This is a genomic window from Burkholderia sp. MSMB1072 (assembly GCF_001524725.1).
Lineage (GTDB): Bacteria > Pseudomonadota > Gammaproteobacteria > Burkholderiales > Burkholderiaceae > Burkholderia.
In genome coordinates, this window is the sequence record NZ_LOYC01000057.1 from 106,086 (window position 1) to 123,801 (window position 17,716).

9 protein-coding genes are annotated in these 17,716 nt (G+C 64.4%); 1 reads left to right on the forward strand and 8 read right to left on the reverse strand.

Features of this window, described 5'->3' with window-relative positions; translation table 11 throughout:
- Positions 1–2: 2 nt before the first annotated feature.
- Positions 3–9,431 (reverse strand): hemagglutinin repeat-containing protein, encoded by a 9,429-nt coding sequence (locus WS89_RS26740; protein ID WP_059794823.1) that lies wholly within the window; start codon positions 9,429–9,431, stop codon positions 3–5.
- Between the two features lie 709 nt (positions 9,432–10,140).
- Here WS89_RS26740 and WS89_RS26745 point away from each other — a divergent pair.
- On the forward strand, positions 10,141–10,473 hold the full coding sequence (locus WS89_RS26745) for a hypothetical protein (RefSeq protein ID WP_156440293.1): 333 nt from the start codon (positions 10,141–10,143) through the stop codon (positions 10,471–10,473).
- Positions 10,474–10,565: 92 nt separating this feature from the next.
- Here the strand turns inward: WS89_RS26745 and WS89_RS26750 are convergent, their stop codons facing one another.
- From WS89_RS26750 to WS89_RS26780, 7 genes are all read right to left on the reverse strand, one after another.
- Positions 10,566–11,966, reverse strand: coding sequence for an amidase family protein (locus tag WS89_RS26750; RefSeq protein ID WP_059794825.1), 1,401 nt, complete (start codon positions 11,964–11,966; stop codon positions 10,566–10,568).
- Positions 11,967–12,042: 76 nt separating this feature from the next.
- Positions 12,043–12,834 (reverse strand): alpha/beta fold hydrolase, encoded by a 792-nt coding sequence (locus WS89_RS26755; RefSeq protein WP_059795091.1) that lies wholly within the window; start codon positions 12,832–12,834, stop codon positions 12,043–12,045.
- 84 nt (positions 12,835–12,918) lie between these two features.
- The gene (locus tag WS89_RS26760) at positions 12,919–13,266 is read right to left on the reverse strand and encodes a DUF4148 domain-containing protein (protein ID WP_059794828.1); all 348 of its coding nucleotides are present in this window, start codon (positions 13,264–13,266) and stop codon (positions 12,919–12,921) included.
- 278 nt (positions 13,267–13,544) lie between these two features.
- Positions 13,545–14,087, reverse strand: coding sequence for a cytochrome P460 family protein (locus WS89_RS26765; protein ID WP_059794829.1), 543 nt, complete (start codon positions 14,085–14,087; stop codon positions 13,545–13,547).
- Positions 14,087–15,130: an alpha/beta fold hydrolase gene (locus WS89_RS26770; RefSeq protein ID WP_059794832.1), complete on the reverse strand. Its 1,044-nt coding sequence runs from the start codon at positions 15,128–15,130 to the stop codon at positions 14,087–14,089. The genes WS89_RS26765 and WS89_RS26770 overlap by 1 nt, the downstream gene beginning before the upstream one ends.
- Positions 15,131–15,410: 280 nt before the next feature.
- The gene (locus WS89_RS26775; RefSeq protein WP_059794835.1) at positions 15,411–16,688 is read right to left on the reverse strand and encodes an epoxide hydrolase family protein; all 1,278 of its coding nucleotides are present in this window, start codon (positions 16,686–16,688) and stop codon (positions 15,411–15,413) included.
- 203 nt (positions 16,689–16,891) lie between these two features.
- On the reverse strand, positions 16,892–17,596 hold the full coding sequence (locus WS89_RS26780) for an SDR family oxidoreductase (RefSeq protein WP_059795095.1): 705 nt from the start codon (positions 17,594–17,596) through the stop codon (positions 16,892–16,894).
- Between the last annotated feature and the right edge of the window lie 120 nt (positions 17,597–17,716).

The following is a 17,716-nucleotide window of genomic DNA, read 5'->3' on the forward strand; positions in this document are numbered from 1 at the left end:
CCTCACTTGATCAGAATAATCTTCGCCTGCAGTTTTTGCGGGAGATTGCCAATAGCCTTGACAAGCAATGCTTTGTTTGCCTCACTCAGAAATCTAGAATCCAACGGCACAAAATCCGCAGCAGCCGCATGATCCGAAAGAGTGTTCATGAAATTATTAAGATTTTTATCAAAAAACTGATTTATCTTTGCCGCCTGCGCGACCGTATCCGGCGTAAGCATAAAATCCACGGTCTTACCGTTGTTCGGCCCGGAGCTGAATACAAAATCAACCGAGGAGCCCTGAGGCGCACGTTGGAGCGTGCCACCCAGATAATTTTCAAGCTCTGCCGCTGCTCCGGCTTCACCTGGTCTAAATTTACCTACTGCCGGATCAACAACGTTCAATCGATCGAAAGCATTCAGATCAACTGGATTGCTCGCAACAATTGTCGTGGGACTCGATGAACCGTTTGATGCTGAGATATTACTACCTGAGCTTGCCCCCTGGGTTCCCGGAGACTGACTGGCGCTTGCTCCCTGACCATACGGCTGATTTCTCGCCGAATTGGCTGCCGCGGAGAGATCACCACTCGCATTCTTCAGCGCACCGTTTCTAACCGTAGCAACATCAGTTGATGTTGCTGCCGCGTCAGTTCCGACTGCCGCTTTGCCACCGAGGCCCAACGTCGCCAGAACAGGCGTCCAGAATTCCATCTCAGGGCCAACCGACGTTCCCGACTTATACGGTTTCTTCAGCCCATCCAGCGAAATGTAGCCCGGATCACCCGGCGTAGCAAACGGCCCGCCGTTCGGAATATTGACGATCGCACCCGCAACGTTGACCATCCCGTTCCAGACACCGACCTTGGCATCTCCCGTCATGACGATGGCTTGCGCGACCTTCTTCGACAACGCTGCGAAAATGTCGTTTGACTGTTGGTTCCCCGAGTCGTTACCCGCATTGTAAAGCTGCACATTCGACGCCATCGCCGCGCCCGCGCTACCGCCAACCAGTGCGCCACCGACCGTCGCTGCGACGTTCGCGGCAATATTGCCGACCAGCGACGAGCCGGTCGTATCGCCCACCGATTTACTGATCTTCTCGGCTTGGTTCGCCAGCAGTGACGACATGCCCGCTCCCGCTGCGCCGCCGAACGCCGTGAGCGCGCTGCCGCCGCCGAGCCCGCCGATCAGCGCGCCGCCACCCATCTGCAGTTCCGCGCGCGACGCACCGCCTTCCATCCAGCCCTTGGCCTCGTTCAACGCCGCCTGCGCGCCCGCCAAATCGCCAGCCTTGTAGGCTTTGTCTGCCGCTTCCAATGCTGCGTCGCGCTTGTGGTCGGCATACAGACCAATCGCCTGCGACACCGTCTGTCCCGCCGCCTGCGCCGCATTCATCGTATCGGCCTGCTGCGACAGCATCTTTTGTACATCGGGCGTCTTCGAAACGGTCCCGTTCAGATTCGTCGCATCGCGGTTCAGGTTCGCGAGATCCTGCGTCTGCTCGCCCGGCTTCGTGAGGTTGATCGTACCTGCGCTCACCGCGCTCTTCGTCGTCGCGCTCTGGTCGCCGCTGTCGTTCTGGAACACCATCGGCGTGACGCCGCCCGAGCCCGATACCGACGACGGGCCAACTGCCTTGTTGCTCGGCCCGACCGATGCACCAGCGCTGAAACCCGCACTGTTCGCGCTGTAGTGCGAGTGGTTTTCGATGTCGCTCGTCGTGAGCGTGCCGGTCGTCAGGCTATTCTTCGACGGATCGGCCGTGCTGCCGATATACGCCCCCTTCAGATCGGTGTTGCCCTTCACGGTCACGTCGAACCCGCCCGAACCGGCCTGGATGCCGGCCTGCTCGTTCACGCCGGCATAGTTGCCATCCGCGTGACCGTTCTGCGCACTGAAACTCCCACCGACACCGCCGGCCTGACTGATCGAGAAGCCACCGCCCGCGCTCGACTGATGCGCGGCGCTCACGGTCGTATCCTGGACGCTCGCCACGTTCAGGTTGCCGACCACGTCCGCCACGACCTTGTTCGCGTTCACGTTCGCGCCGATCACGTTCGTGTCGCCGCCGCTCACAATGGTCGCGGTCTGGCTAGCATTGATGTGCGTGTTGTTCTGGATCGCGGCGTCCGAATTGCCGTCTCCATGCGCACGCTGCATCGACGCGGACACGCCGATGCCGTTCGTGCCGATCGACACGCCGACGCTCGATCCCGACGACGAGTTCGAGCTTTGCGTCCTGTCCGTATCGGTCGTGTTGACGAGATTGACCTGGTTGTTCGCGATCAGCGCAACATTGGCGGCGTTCACGTTCGAGCCGGCGATCGTGATGTTGCCGTCCTTCGGCGTGCCGTTGCCCGTTGCGATCAACTTTGCATTCCCGCCCGCATTGATGCTGGAACCGCGCTGAATCGTCTGGTCTTCCGACGACTGCATCGAACTATGACTCGAACCGACGCTAACCTGCACGCCGATGCTCGGGGCCTGCGGCCCCTTCGCGCCGTTCAGCAGCGCTGCTCCGCCCATGCCGCCGAATGCCACGTCGCCGGCCGCCGCGATGCTATGCAGCGCCGACGCACGCCCGTTGGTGTCCTTCGCCGACTCGCGCGCGGCCTGCGTCTCGCTGATCGCATTGTTGATTGCATCGCCCACCGAGCCCGACAGGCCGACAGTCAGCCCGCTCTTGCTCGTCTGTTGCTGTTGTGCCTGGTGCGAGGTATCGGTTGCCGAATCAACGAGGATGTTCGCCGCCGTTCCGGTGACATCCTTTCTTGCCACCAGATCGCTGCCCTTCACGTGCAGCGTGTTACCCGCGTTGATGGACAGATTACCGTCGACCGAGCCGACCGTGCTGGCATTGTTCGTGATGCTCGACGATTGATTCTGCTGTGCGAGCTTGCTGTTACCGACCGAGAACGACAGGCCGCCGCCCGACATCAAGCCCGAATGCTGTTCCTGATAGGTAGTCGATGATTGGCTGGTGTCCTGCGACGTCGTGATGTTCACGTCGTGCGCCGCGTTCAGCGCCACATCTTTCGTCCCGACGACCGTACTACCCTGAACATTGATGTCTTTGCCGCTGCCGATCGACACGCCGTCCGCCGAAATCAGGCTGCCGTTCGCGATCGTCGAGGTTGCATCCTGCGAGCTGGCGATTTTCGTGCCGCTCACGACGCCACTATGGCTGTGCGTCTCACGTGAGTTGTACTCATGCGTTTCGGTGGCCACCCCGACATTCACGTCGCCGGCCGCCAGCAGGTTCGCATCGCCTTTCTTCAGGTCGATCGTGCTGCCGATGACGTTGATGTCCTTGCCCGACACCACATTGAGCGTATCGCCGCCCTTGACGGTCGTGCCCGTCAGCGCCTGGTCCGACCCATGCCGGGTTTCCGCATAGCTGCGATTCCCTTGGTCACCCGAGCTGTTGGCGTTGATCGTCGACGTAACACTCGCCGCACCGAAGGTCACGTTGCCCTTCGCGGCGATCGTGCCGCCCTGGCCGAAGTCGAGCTGCGCACCTTGCGCCGTCAAGTCACCGCCCACACCGATAGCCGACTTGCCGCCGACGTTCACGGTACTGCCGGTCGCGCCGTTGAGGTCCGTATCCGACACGCCGTTCGCACGCTGCACGACCTTGTGCTCGCCGGTCTGCTGTGCACCGAGATTCCAGTTCCCGCCGATATTGGCGTTCAGATTCCCGCCGACGTTCAGATTGCCCGCGTTCTGCTGGAAGTCGCCGCCGGTCTTGATCGACGCGTCGCCGGCCACGTTCAGGTTCGCGGCCGGCCCGAGCGTCGTCTTGTCGCTCGTCGCGCCGTCGCGGCTGACCTGGTGCGTCGTCTGCGTCGCGGTATCCAGAATCAGCTTGTTACCCGCGTTCAGGTCGAGGCTTCCGGCCTTCACGTTGGCCGACGTGAGGTCCACGTTGCCCGTCGTATCGAGCGACATCAGCCCACCGCTTTGCAGCGCACCGAACGCGTTGTCGATCTGCTTGCCCTGAAGCGCGAGCGTCGTGTCCGCCTTCACGGTCCCGCTGTTCGTGAAGACCTGCGTGTTCTTCAAATCGATATTGCCGGCCGTGATCAACGGACCGTTCGCGTTCTGCCGATCGGCCTTGGCCAGATAGACGACCGGTACCAATACCTGCTGGCCGCCGACCGTCTCGGTCTGCATGATGATCACGTTGGTCGTGAGCGCGGCCACCTGCTGCGCCGAAAGGCTCATGCCGAGCGGCAGGTTCAGCGACTTCGACAATTCTGCGCCCGCGAGCATCAGCGACTGATACATGCCCTGGAGGTCCGTATACGGCCCCAACACCGCCTTACCCGTCAGTTGCGTGACCTGGTTGCGCACGAGCTGCTGCTCGTAGAACCCGTCACCGAGACGCTTTTCGGTCGTCAGCGGATTCACGCCGATCTGATTCAGGTAATAGTCGCTCGACAGGAAATTGTTCATCCGCGTGAACGCGGGGTTCGTCTCGATCAGGTACGTCGGGTTCGGTGCCGGATTCGGACGATACAGGCCGCCTTGCGGAATCGTCAGGTTGTTCAGCACGTTCACGGCCGTCGCGCTCGCGATGACCGGGTCGACCCAGGTCGGCGTACCGCCCTTGATCGCGGCGGCTCCCGACTGCGTGCCGCTTGCATTGCCGCTCACCGTGCCGATCGTCAGTCCCGGCACGGCCTGACCGGGCAGCAGGCCAAGCGACGGAATGGTCGCATTGGCCGCCGTGTTGTTCACGCTCACGCCGTTGCCCGAGATCGTGCCGTTTGCGCCCCACGTCGAACGATAGTCGGGCAAGCTGTATTGCCGCACGTCGGCCGGCGCGGCCTGCGTATAGCCGCCCGGCCCGCCGACGAACGGCTTGTCGCCGAACGGCAAGGTCCAGTTGTGTTCGGTGTTGTCGTAGTTGTTGTAGTGGTAGTACCCGGAATACGTGACCGTCACGCCCGGCGCCTGCTGGCCCGTTGCGCCCCAGCCGTCCATGTCGAGGCTCGCGGGCTGCTTGATGTTGCCGGCCGCCGTCACGCTGCTCCAGTAGTTCTGGAACGTCTTGACCGTCGACGCGTCGAGATCGCCGCCCGACGCGATCTGCGCGCCCGGGCTCAGCTTCGTCACGGTGTTGGCGACCGCCTTGCCCTCGTAGGTCGTGTACTGATAACCGCTGTTCCACTGGCCGCCGTTCGGCGGTACCGTGAAGACGCCACCCGGCTGCGCCTTGAGCGCGGCGATGATCGGCGCGGGATCGTAACTGGGATCGTTCGGGTCGTGAAAGATGTTGACCCAGTGAACGTCTTGACCGCTACAGGCTGCCATGAAGTAAGCGGCGCACCCCGACATGCTGATGCCGAGCTGTTGCAGCAGTGCGGGATCGACCTGACTCGTGTTGCCCGAAGTCTGCATCACGCGCCGCGTGTTCGTGACCTTGTCGGCGTGCAGTTCCATCGCAGCACCCGATTGGATCGCCGCCGACGCATTGTTGATCAACGCCGCGTTCGTATAGTTGCCGCTCGCATCCTTGCCGCCAGCCAAAGCCACTTTGCCGAGCCCGAAGATCGTCGTGGTCGGCATCGAGTCGCCCAGCGTCGTGTCGTCGCGGTTCTCGATGTCGTGCGCAAGAATTTCGAGCAGGCCCGCCGTGTCCGATGCGCCGATCAACGCGACCGGGCCGAGGTTTGACGCCGTGCCGCTGGCCTGGATGGCGACGCTGCCGCCGACCATCGCGCCATAGTTCGTCAGGTCGCCCGAATGCGTACTGAGCAGGCTGCCGGCCGTGATCGCGCCCGTGTTGACGATGTTGCCGGCGTTGACTGTCAGGTTGCGGACCGATTGCAGGTTCGCGCTGTTGGCGAACGTGCCCGGCAACGTAAACGTCAGGTCGCGACCAATGTTGAACAGCGTTTGCGGCGTCGTCGTGAAGTCGCCTTGCAGATTGATCGCCGCGTCGCGCGCCGCACTGTACGTGCCGTCGCCGAGCAGCGTGGAAGCCGCTACCGACAGGTCGCGCGTCGAGGTGAGCGACCCGTTGGCATTCGTCACCGCGCCCGACATCGCGACGCTCACGTCGCCCGTGGCATTCGCTACGTTGCCGACCTGCCCCCCTGAGTTGTCGAGACTATCGCCTTGAACGCGAAGGTTCGCGCCCATCAACTGGCCGCCTTGCGTGTTCGAGATCGAAGCCGCGCCGATCGTCACGTCGCCCTGGCCGGTCATCTGCCCCATGCCGTCGACACCGCCAGCGTGGCTGTTCACGATCTGGCTGCCGCCTTGCACGTTCATCGCGCCGCTGCCGAAGTCGTGCACCGCGCCGTCGGTGTTGTCGATCGACGCGGCCTGAATTGACAGCGTGCTCGTGTCGCCGGCCGTGCCCGCCTCGATGTGCCCTTGCTGGTTCGACAGCGCGCCGTTGCTGATGATCGACAGCGCCGCGTTCGAGCGCATCAGACCCTGAGCGTTGTTCATCGCCCCAGCGGTCGTGGCGGACAGACCCAATTTCGCTGCAATGACGCCGCTACCATTGTCCAGGCTGCCGGCCTTCACGATGGCCTGCCCGTTGGTGCCGATCGTGCCGCCGATATTTTGCAAGGCCCCCGCGCCATTACCCGGTGCGAGCGTCAGCGTGCCGGTGCCACCATGCGTGATGGTGCCTTTCGAGTTGTCTAGTGCGGCCGGCGCGAGCGTCAGGTCAGTGCTGTTGGTCTGGATGACACCGCCATTCGAATTGTCGAGCGTGCCGGAAATGGCGAGCGTGGTCGGCCCGTTCTGCCATTGCGAAATGCGGCCACCCTGGTTTTTCAGATTCGCGGCAGTTAACGAAAGCCGATTGGCTTCGATGTCGCCGTTCTGGCTGTTGTCGATCAGGCCGGCGACAGTGGCCGTCAGCGTGGGCGAGACGACCTTGCCGCCGAGGTTCGACAGCGAGCCGCTATGAATCGTCGTCGCGGCCGTTTTCGAACCGAGTTCGCCGCCGTCGTTAATCACGGCACCGCCCGCGGTCAGGTCCACGTTGGCGTTCGACGTGAGCTTGCCGCTCGCATTCGTGATCGAGTCGGCCGCGTTGACGCTCAAGCCCGTCTGGCCGGACGCCGAACCAGCCGAGTTGTCGATCGTCGTGCCTTGCAGGACGGTTCGGCCGTTGCTGGCGATGGCGCCCGCTTTGTTGCTGACCGTGCCCGAACCGTTGCCGACCGTCAGCGTGCCCGTGCCGACATGTGTAATCGTGCCGCCGTTGTCGTTGATCAGGGTAGCGGGCGTGAGCGACAGGTCCGTGCTGCGCGTCTGGATCAGGCCATTGTCCGAGTTGTCCAGCGTGTCGGTGATCGCGACCGTCATCGGGCCGGTGCCGGTCTGCGTGACCGTACCGCCGTGGTTCAGCAGCGTCGAACCGTTCAGCGAAACCATCGCCGCATTGATCGTGCCTTGGGAGTTGTCCAGCGTCGCGCCGTTCAACACGGCGCTTTGGCCCTCAACCCGGCCGCCGGCATTCGCAAAATGATTGCCGGCGTCGACGGTGGTGGTCTGTCCGGCGTGCAGAATACCGTTACCGTTGTCGATGCTCTGGCCGATCACGTGCAGGTTCGCGTCGGCCGATACCGAACTGCTGTTCGCGACCGTGTTCCCCTGTACGGTGACGTCGCCCTTGCCACCGATGACGCCGCCCAGGCCGCCGCTCACGTTCGTGCCGGCAGCGTTCGTGATCGCACCGGTTGCGGTCACCGACAAGCCGTCAGCATTCAGGGAAATCAGCTGACCCGCGCTATTGTCGACCGATGCGCCAGCAATCGTTTGCTTGCCTGCGCTTTGAATCAGCCCTGCATTGTTCTGGATCGCACTCCCGCGAACCTCGGCCGTGCTTTGGGAGTTCAGCATGCCGTTCTGGTTCGACACGGTGCCGGCCATCTGCACTGACAGCGGGCCTTGCGAACTGGCGCGGCCGCCCTGGTTCGACAGGTTGCCGCCGCCGAGCGTCATGCCCGCGCCACTCGACAGATTGCCCCGGTCGTTGATGACCGTGCCGCTCGCCTGCGCGTTCACGGCGCCCTTGGCGCTGGCGGTCGAGCCAGTCAGATTCACATCGCCCCCCGTCGCGGTCAGCGCGAGGTTGCCGTTGGCGGCCGTCGCGCTGTTCGACAGATCGACGCCGCTACCGGTGAAGGTCGCGTTGCCGGCAGCGCTGTTGGTACCCGTCGCGGTCAACTGGCCGCTGCCCGTAACGCTCAGATCGCCACTCGTGCCGACCGTGCTGTCGGCGTTGATGCCCGCGCCAAGGGTGCCCGTCGAGTTGAGACTGCCGACGTTGGCGGTCAGGTTCTGCTGGGCGGTCAACGCGCCGCTGTTGGTCAGATCGGCAGCGCCGGTGTTGACCGTAACCGACTGTTTGCCATACGTAACGCCGCTGTTCTGGATACCACCCGATGCCGACAAAGACATATTGCCGGCCGCATTGGTCTGGCCCGACAGCACGAGGCGACCGTTCGCTTGCAGCGTCAGGTCGCCCGCTTGAGCCGCAATGTCGCCCGCGTTCGCAACACCGACGCCATTCTCGGAACTCACGAGAAACACCCTGTTCGCGTACATACCACCGAGCTGGCTGACATCGATCGCGATGGTGGGCGCGGGGCCGTTGCCCGCAATCGGCGTAGCGTTCAGGGTGGTGTAGTCGACCTGGTTCGAACCAGCCACCACGTTCAGGGTCTTCGCGTAAGCCTTCGCGTTGATCTGTACGGCTCGGGCCAACAAATCCACCTGATCGACATTGGCCGTGTCGAGCCCCGCGCCGACAACCGAAATCAAGCCCTGGTTGACGTTGAAACCCGTGAGCGCTCCGTCAGGCCCGAAGTTCGGATTGCCGGTTGTCAGCGTGGCTCTGCTCGTATTGATGAAGCCGCCGCCATCGACGACCAAGCCGGCCTGATTCGCGATCACGAGTTGCGCGGCTGCGCCTCCGATCTCGACTTTGCCGCGAATAAAGCTCGGGTTGTTGCTGTTGACCTGATTGACGATCAGACGCGCCGCGTCGCCGGCCTGGAAATTCGGGTTGCCGCCGATAATGCCGCCCAGTTGAGTCTGGACGTTGATCGGGGAGTTATTGAGAATAATCCCGGGCTTGGGTACGTCGAACTGGTTGTACGTGTTCATCGACACGCCCGACGAGCCGGGGCGGTTGATGTTCACCTGTTGAAGTCCGTTCTGAGTCTGGATTACGGACGGGGCGTGCGCGCCGCCCGCGACAACCTGGGCATGGGCCCATATCGGCATCACGCCGGCCGCAACCAGTACGGCGAGTGCCACATGACGAAGCGTGAAGCTTGCGAATGCGTGCGGCGAACGAACGGCGAAACCGACTTCGCCCCGCCCTGCGTTACCTGATGCACTGGCGGTTTCTTCAACCGCAACCAACATACCGCGCACACGGCTGAATACCAGCCGATAATGTTTTTTATTCATGATCCTGGTCTACTCGCGATTCACCCGATCCGCTCTCACGGACATCGAACATCGCACGAAACCAGATCGATCAGCGTCAACAATTGTTAAGCGTCGTCGATATATGACCAGTATTAGTTTTCCAGCAACCTCTTTCGTATCCGTACCAGCGATCAGTACGCCGCCCGGCAATCCCGATCCGCAGCCCAGGCGGCCTATTCAGTCAGCCGCAAAGGCGATTGGTATGGGTTACAACAATCCGTTTACTGCTGGTCACTAAACCTCTAAAAACTTCCTGTCAGAATTACGAGGATTCGATATACCGACCCATATTCGGGATACTTGGTGTGCCAACCAACTCGATGGAACAGAGCCAAAACGTAAACCTACGTCCATTGCGCGACCGGGTCATCGTGAAACGGCTCGACCAGGAAACCACCACCGGCACCGACACACACACGCGCCGTGCCCGCCACCGAATCGGACCGTCACCTTGCTTTCACGAATGCGATTTAGCGTGATGAAGCGCGTCGGCCACACACTCCGGCTCGCCGCGCTTATTAAAGCCGTTGCCAGGTTTTCAACCGCATGGGAGCCGTCTTCATCCACTCACGCGTAACGTGACCACTTCCGGCGCGGCTTCGGTACGATGTCTGCATCGCGTTTTTCGCCGTATCGAATTGCGCGATCCTCTCCATTTGACGGACAAACAAGAATTTTCGTAAAAACGATGACCAAACATTCGCGAAATATTTACTTGCCCATGCTTCTGTCGATTCCCCTGCTGCTGACCACGTCGCCAGCGCATGCGCAGACGTCCCTGAGCATTTCATGCACGTCGACCACCGGTAACGGGACGTGCACGGCGTCGGTCGGTGCACCGTGGACGAACACGCCGCTCCATTGGCAAGCAACCGATGTCTCGATGACGATTCTCAACAACACGAGCGTCAGCTTCTCGTGCGTCGCCAACTTTCACCCGGGCCATATTTCCGTCATGCCGAGTATTTCGGACGGGAATACCAATATCCCGACGGTTGCCACGATTCAGCTGAGCTGTTGACGACCGACGGCGCGCCGTCGCGCGATATTGAATAGGTAACGATGCATCGGCGATGCCCCTGCGGTATCGCCAATGCACCCGCCGTCTGCACGTCACACCACCGGATCGACCACCGTAACCGGCACCCCACGCGCCTCGATATCGCGCCCGGCAAGCAGACACAGATCCTCGCGATGATGCGTGGCCACCACCTGCACGCCCACCGGCACGCCGTTCGCGAGCGACGTCGTGATGGCCAGCCCCGGCAGCCCCATCGCGGGCAGCGCGCGCAACGTGAGCTGCGCTTCCCACACGCGGTCGAAGCCGTCCGGCCCTTGCCGGTCGAGATCGTCGGGAAACGGCAGTTCCGACGAAACAGGGAGCAGCAACACCGCATATTCGTCGAGAAACAGCCGCCACTGTCGCGTCAGCGTCGTGCGCCGGACCAGCGCGCGGCTGATCACGTCGGCCGGCAGATCGCGCACCTTGCCGCGCACGGCGGCGATCACCGCAGCCGCGCCCGGATCGCCATCTTGCTCGACCGCATTCGCCAGCGCGCCGAACCCGTCGCCGAGCCACAGCTGTTCCTGCAACAGCGCAGCCTCGCGCATCGGCGGCGTATCGTCGATCTCGTCGACGGCCCAGCCCGCATCGACGAGCCGGCGCGCGGCATCGCGCAACGTGGCCTCGACTTCGGGCACGACGTCCAGGCCGCGCGGACGCACGCACAGTGCCGCGCGCTTCGGCACCTCGCGCCCGTCGAACGGCACCGCGACGTGCCACGGATCGCGTGGGTCCGGCGCGGAGAAAGCACGCAGCGCGAGCGAGAGATCGTCGATCGTGCGCGCGATCGGCCCGGCCGTCGACATCAGTTGCGCGCCGATCGCCCGCTCCGGCGAAGACGCATTGAACGCCGGCACGCGGCCGAGCGACGGCCGGATTCCGTGTACGCCGCACGCATAGGCCGGGTAGCGCACCGAGCCGCCGATGTCGGTACCGACCGCGAGCGGGCCGATGCCGGCGGCCACGGCCGCCGCCGCGCCGCCGCTCGATCCGCCCGGCGTCAGCGACGGATTGCGCGGATTGCGCGTGCGGCCGTGCACGAGATTCGACGTGAACCAGCGCAATGCGAACGTCGGCGAGTTGGTGCGGCCGAGCAGCACCCCGCCGGCCTTCCGAATGTTGGCGACCACCGGGCTGTCGTCGGGCGCGATCAGGTTTTCCTGCAGGCGCGTGCCGTTGGTCGTCGCAAAGCCGGCCTGATCGACGTTGATCTTCACGGTGACGGGTACGCCCGCGAGCGGCCCCGGATCGTCGCCGCGCGCGATTGCGCGATCGACTTCGTCTGCCTGCCGCCGCACGTCGTCGGGGCGGTGTTCGACCACCGCGTTGATGGCAGGATTCACTGCATCGAGACGGTCGAGCACGGCGTCCGCCACTTCGCGCGCGGATACGTCGCGCTGCCGCACGCGTTTCGCGAGTTCGGTTGCCGACAGTTGCCAGAGTTGCGTCATGACTTCTCCTTGGTGGAAAGACATCGCCATCACTCACGCGCCGCGCCTCCTCACGAAAGCGCGGCGCCGCATTCGCTCACTGCGTATCCTGCTTCGCGCGCTCGGCGGCGGCGATGATCGCATTGGCCACGGCCTTCGGCTGGCTCAGCATCGCGACGTGGCTGGCGTTTACGCGCGCGACCGTCGCGCCGATCCGCTTCGCCATCGCTTCCTGCAGCGTCGGGTCGATCATCCGGTCCTGCGTCGCGACGACGAACGTCGACGGCTTCGCATGCCACGCGGCCTGCGCGACCTTCTCCGAGATGCACCCGCTATACCACGGCCCCTGGGTCGCCGCAACGACGCGCTGCTGCGCGGGCGGCAGATCCGGCGCGAAATCCTGTGCGATCGCCTTGTCCGACAGCCGTGCGAAACCGCCCGCGTCCTTGCGCAGTTCGCCGGCCCATGACGGTGCCGGCAGCCCTTGCGTGACGTCAGCGATCGACTGGCCGTTGTCGGGCGCGAACGCGGCGACGTACACGAGCGACTTCACCTTGTCGTCGTTGCCCGCGTCGCTGATCACGACGCCGGCCCACGAATGGCCGACCAGCACGACCGGCCCCTTCTGTTCGTCGATCGTGCGCTTCGCCGCGGCCGCATCGTCGGCGAGCGAGCTCAGCGGATTCTGCACCGACACCACGTGCAGCCCGCGCGCCTCGAGGAGCGGAATCACGCGGTTCCAGCTCGACCCGTCGGCGAACGCGCCGTGCACGAGCACGACGTTGGTGCCCTTCAGGTCTTCCTTCGGCGCGGCCTGCGCCGCGACCGCACCGAACAGTCCGCCGATCATCGCGGCGGATACCAGAACGCGTTTCATCAAACCGGCCATCGTCATGCTCCTTTCCTTGTCGTGTCGTTGAAGTGAAGTACTGCCTGAGCGGCCGCGCCCGCATGCGGCAGGCGCGGAGCGGAATCACGAATGCGCGTACAGGTCGTCGGCCGCGTTGCGTGCGGTACGCGACTGCGCGGCATCGCGATGGCCGGCCGGCGTCGACGCGTCGGCCACGTTGTCGTCTTGCGACTTCGACGGGCCGTTCTGGTCCGAACGCGCGACTTGCTCGGCAGCCGCGATGGCGTTCTGTGCGGCGGCGATATCGTCCGGGTAATGCGCTTCGCTGCCGGCCGGGTTGTAGCCGGCCTTCTCGAGACGGACGAGGTCCGCGCGCACTTCGGCACGCGTGAGGCCGTGGCCGGTATCGGCGAACGACAGGGCGGGCGCGACGGCGAGGATGGCAACAGCGAGGATTCGAGCGGCTTTCATGAGATTTCTCCTTGAAGGAAGTTGGGGTTGTCGATCACCTGGCATCCGGTGCGAACGTCTGGCACCGAACGTTTGCTGCATGTCGACAGTAGAACCCGCGCACGTATCCGGCATGTTTCCGAAACGGGGCTTTCTGCATGCCAGTTTTTCAGGGGCGGCTGCAGATACAGTGCGATACAAACCCGCTTGCCGATGCGCGCCAGCGTTCCCCGCGCACCACGAAAAAAGGCGTGCCTCGCCGGCACGCCTTTCCGTCACCTTCATACCGCCGTGTCACGTCACGGCGCGAGCCGCGTGAACACGTAATCATGGTTCTTGACCCGCGCCTGATGGCACGCAAAGCACGTCTGATGCTGGCCGATGTCGGCCGGCACGCCGTTGATGAAGCGTCCGAACCCCCAGCCGCCCGTCGCGGCGTAGCGGCGCGAGTCCTTCACCATCACCTGCACGGTCGTCGCCTGGCCGGGTACCGTCGCGGGCGCGAACTCGTCGGACTGCTTGCGCTTGTACGCAAGCTTCACGAGGATCGTGCCGTCCGGGAATGGCAGCGTCGCCTGTTCGAGCGCGCGGATCGCGACCGGGTTGCCGAGCACCACGCGCAGCTCGTCGAGCGGTGCGGCCTCTTCGGCCGGCGCGACCATCTCCCACTTCCGGTAGCCGGGCGGAATCGTCACGCCGTAGATCGGCGACGCGGCCGCGGCCGGCTTCGGCTGTTCCGCGAACGCGGCCGGGCCGCCCGCCGACCACGCACCGGTCAGCAGCGCGCCCGCGACGAGCACACGGCGCGCGCCGCGCCGCCACACCCCCATGCCGGCCCGCATCACAGATGCTCCACTTGCAGGATCGCATCGGCGAACGCCTGCGGCGCTTCCTGCGGCAGGTTGTGGCCGATGCCGCCGGTAATGGTCCGGTGCTGGTACTTGCCGGTGAACTTCTTCGCGTACGCGGCCGGCTCCGGATGCGGCGCGCCGTTCGCATCGCCTTCCATCGTGATCGTCGGCACGGTGATCGCGGGGCCGGCCGCGAGACGCCGCTCGATGTCGTCGTATTGTGCTTCGCCCTTGGCGAGCCCGAGTCGCCAGCGATAGTTGTGGATCACCACGGCCACATGATCGGGATTCCGGAACGATGCGGCCGAGCGCGCATAAGTCTCGTCGGAGAACTGCCACTTCGGCGACGCGAGCTGCCAGATCAGCTTGTTGAACGCATCACGGTTCTGCGCGTAGCCGAGTTCGCCGCGCTCGGTCGTGAAGTAGAACTGATACCACCACTGGAATTCGGCCTGCGGCGGCAGCGGCTTGGCATTCGCCGCCTGGCTGCCGATCAGGTAGCCGCTCACCGATACCAGCGCCTTCACGCGCTGCGGCCACAGCGCCGCGATGATGTCGGCCGTGCGCGCGCCCCAGTCGTAGCCGCCGAACACCGCGCGGTCGATCTTCAGCGCATCCATCAGCGCGACGATGTCGACGGCCGTCACGGCCTGCTGGCCGTTGCGCACCGTGTCGGCCGAGCGGAACGTCGTCGAGCCGTAGCCACGCAGGTACGGCACGATCACGCGATAGCCGGCCGCGACGAGCAGCGGCGCAACTTCCGCGTAGCTGTAGATGTCGTACGGCCAGCCATGCAGCAGGAACACGACCGGACCTTGCTTCGGACCGAGATCCGCATAACCGACGTTGAGCACGCCCGCGTCGATCTGGTGGATCGTGCCCAGCGACGCGGCGCCGGGCGGGCGCTTCGCCGCGGGCGAATCGGGCGCCGACTGCGCTTGCGCCAGCGCGCTAAAGCCGAGGTCGGCCAGGCTCAGGCTCGCCAGCGTCGTGCCCAGGATCAGGCGGCGGCGGGTGTTCACGGTATCAGGCATGACTCGTTCTCCATTGTCGATCGCTAAGGAAAGGGCCCGCGGCACGTGCGGGCAATCGGGGGCGCCGTTCGCAGCAGCGGCGCATGGCACCGCGCCGCCGTGTGAATCGCTTCACCGGTTTTATATCCGAACCATCCGGAGGCTTTGTATCCCAACGTATCCGTGTGCGAATCCGACACACAGCGATTCAAAAAACCACGCGCTGGCATTGCAGGCGGTTGCGTAGAAACGAACACGGGCCGCGCAGCAGGCCGGCCCGTGTTCGTCGTGTACCCTCCGCTTACACGCGCCGCAACGGCCGGAACCCGGCACGCACTTCACGCGCGAACAATTCCGGCTCCTCCCATGCCGCGAAGTGCCCGCCCTTGTCGACTTCGTTGAAATAGATCAGGTTGTGATAGCTGCGCTCGGCCCAACTGCGCGGCGCCTGGTAGATCTCGCCCGGAAACACCGTGATCGCCGCCGGCAGCGAAATGTCCACCGCGTTGAAGTTGTTCGAGTGATCCTCCCAGTAGATCTGTGCAGCCGACGTCGCGGTGTTCGTCAGCCAGTACAACGAAATGTCGTCGAGAATCTCGTCGCGCGGAATCGACCGTTCGGGCACGCCGCCGCTGTACGTCCACTGCGAGATCTTGTCGTACATCCACGCAGCCTGCCCGGACGGCGAATCCGCAAGCGCATAGCCGACAGTCTGCGGCCGCGTGACCATCATCGCCGAGTAGCCGCAGTTGTCGCGATAGAACGTCGCGAGCTTCTCGTACGCGGCCTTTTCCTTCGGCGACAGCGAAGCGGGCGCGGGCGCATCGGTCGCGAGCAGCGTCGCGATGTCCGGCGGCACCGTCGCCGGCATGTTGACGTGAATCCCGGCCAGGCCCTGCACGCGCTGCATCGCCATTCGATGCGAGATCACCGAGCCGCAGTCGCCACCCTGCGACACGAAGCGCGTATAGCCAAGCCGCGCCATCAGCTCGCCCCACGCACGCGCGATGTGGTCGGAACCCCAGCCGGTCTTCGTCGGCCGGCCCGAAAAGCCGAAACCCGGCAGCGACGGCACGACGACGTGGAACGCGTCGTCCGCGCTCGCGCCATGCGCGGTCGGGTCGGTCAGCGGGCCGATCGCCTTCAGCAGCTCGAAGACCGAACCGGGCCAGCCGTGCGTCATGATCATCGGCATCGCGTTCTCGTGCCGCGACCGCACGTGAATGAAATGAATGTCGAGCCCGTCGATTTCCGTGATGAACATCGGGAATCCGTTCAGGCGCGCCTCGCCCTTGCGCCAGTCGTAGTCGGTGCCCCAGTAGCGCAGCAGCGCCTGCATGCGCGCGAGCCGCACGCCCTGCGATTCGTCGGCGACGGTCTCGGGGCCCGGCCAGCGCGTCGCGGCGATACGGCGGCGCAGGTCGGCCACGGCTTCGTCGGGAATGTGCGCGGTGAACGGGCGTATGCCGCTCGCGCCGGTGGCGGCATGCAGCGCGGTGGGCAGCATCGCCGAGACCCCGGCGGCCACGGAAGTGGCCAGCAGGTGGCGACGCATCGGGGAAAACGGTGTGGAAGACATCGTTCGGCATCTCCTTTCGTGAAGTGGAAAGTGAACATGCCGCGCGCGGGATCGCGCCCTGGCTTTCAATCCGGCGCGCCCTGGTCACGCGGCGTCGCCCATTTGAAAGGTCCGATGTATCCCGGATTTGTCTGATTTGTACGCGTTTGTAGCTGCTGCGCGGAGAGCGGACACGCTTTCGCGGCCGCTCGCCCGTGCGACGCTCAGAGCGCCTTGACGATCGCGCCGTCGACGCGAATGTTCTGCCCGGTGATGTAGCCCGCGCCGTCCGACAGCAGGAACGCGACGGTCTTCGCGATTTCGCCGGTCTTGCCGAAGCGGCCGGCGGGAATGCGCGCGACGATCTCCGGCGTTTCCGGCCAGCTGTCGATGAAGCCCGGCAGCACCGCGTTCATCCGGATGTTCTCGGCCGCATAGCGCTCCGCGTACAGGCGCGTCCATGCACTCAGCGCCGCGCGCAACGCCGACGACACCGGCATCGGCTGCTCGGGCGCGTCCGCCGCGAAGCTCGAGATGTTGACCACCGCGCCGCCGCCTTGCTTCTGGAAGATCGGCGTCACGCGGCGCATCACGCGCACCACGTTCAGCAGGATCAGGTCGAGCCCCGCGTGCCAGTTGTCGTCGGTGATCGCCAGCAGTTCGCCCTTCGGCGGATGGCCGGTGTTGTTCACGACCGCGTCGATTCGGCCGTAGCGCGCGACCGTTTCCTGCACGAGCCGATCGATATCGGCCTCTTCCGTCACCGAGCCCTCGATGCCGAAGCCGCCCAGTTCCTCGCCGAGCGCCACCGCGCTGCCCGACGGCGACATCAGCGCGACGCGATAGCCCGTCGCCGCCAGTTCCCGCGCGATGGCCGCGCCCATGCCCTTGCCAGCCGCCGTGATCACCGCCACTTTTTCTACAGTCACGATCCGCTCCTTGCTTCCGCTCCGCCGCCGCGCAGCCGCCATTCGGCGCGCCATGGTGGTAATGTAGGCGCATCGATTCCGACTGTCGAACCAGTATTTCTGCCGCCAGTCGATAGTTTT

Excerpts from the sequence above, each read along its gene's own strand:
- WS89_RS26740 (WP_059794823.1), bottom strand. The coding sequence starts at position 9,431 with ATGAATAAAAAACATTATCGGCTGGTATTCAGCCGTGTGCGCGGTATG.
- WS89_RS26745 (WP_156440293.1), top strand. The coding sequence starts at position 10,141 with ATGACCAAACATTCGCGAAATATTTACTTGCCCATGCTTCTGTCGATT.
- WS89_RS26750 (WP_059794825.1), bottom strand. The coding sequence starts at position 11,966 with ATGACGCAACTCTGGCAACTGTCGGCAACCGAACTCGCGAAACGCGTG.
- WS89_RS26755 (WP_059795091.1), bottom strand. The coding sequence starts at position 12,834 with ATGGCCGGTTTGATGAAACGCGTTCTGGTATCCGCCGCGATGATCGGC.
- WS89_RS26760 (WP_059794828.1), bottom strand. The coding sequence starts at position 13,266 with ATGAAAGCCGCTCGAATCCTCGCTGTTGCCATCCTCGCCGTCGCGCCC.
- WS89_RS26765 (WP_059794829.1), bottom strand. The coding sequence starts at position 14,087 with ATGCGGGCCGGCATGGGGGTGTGGCGGCGCGGCGCGCGCCGTGTGCTC.
- WS89_RS26770 (WP_059794832.1), bottom strand. The coding sequence starts at position 15,130 with ATGCCTGATACCGTGAACACCCGCCGCCGCCTGATCCTGGGCACGACG.
- WS89_RS26775 (WP_059794835.1), bottom strand. The coding sequence starts at position 16,688 with ATGTCTTCCACACCGTTTTCCCCGATGCGTCGCCACCTGCTGGCCACT.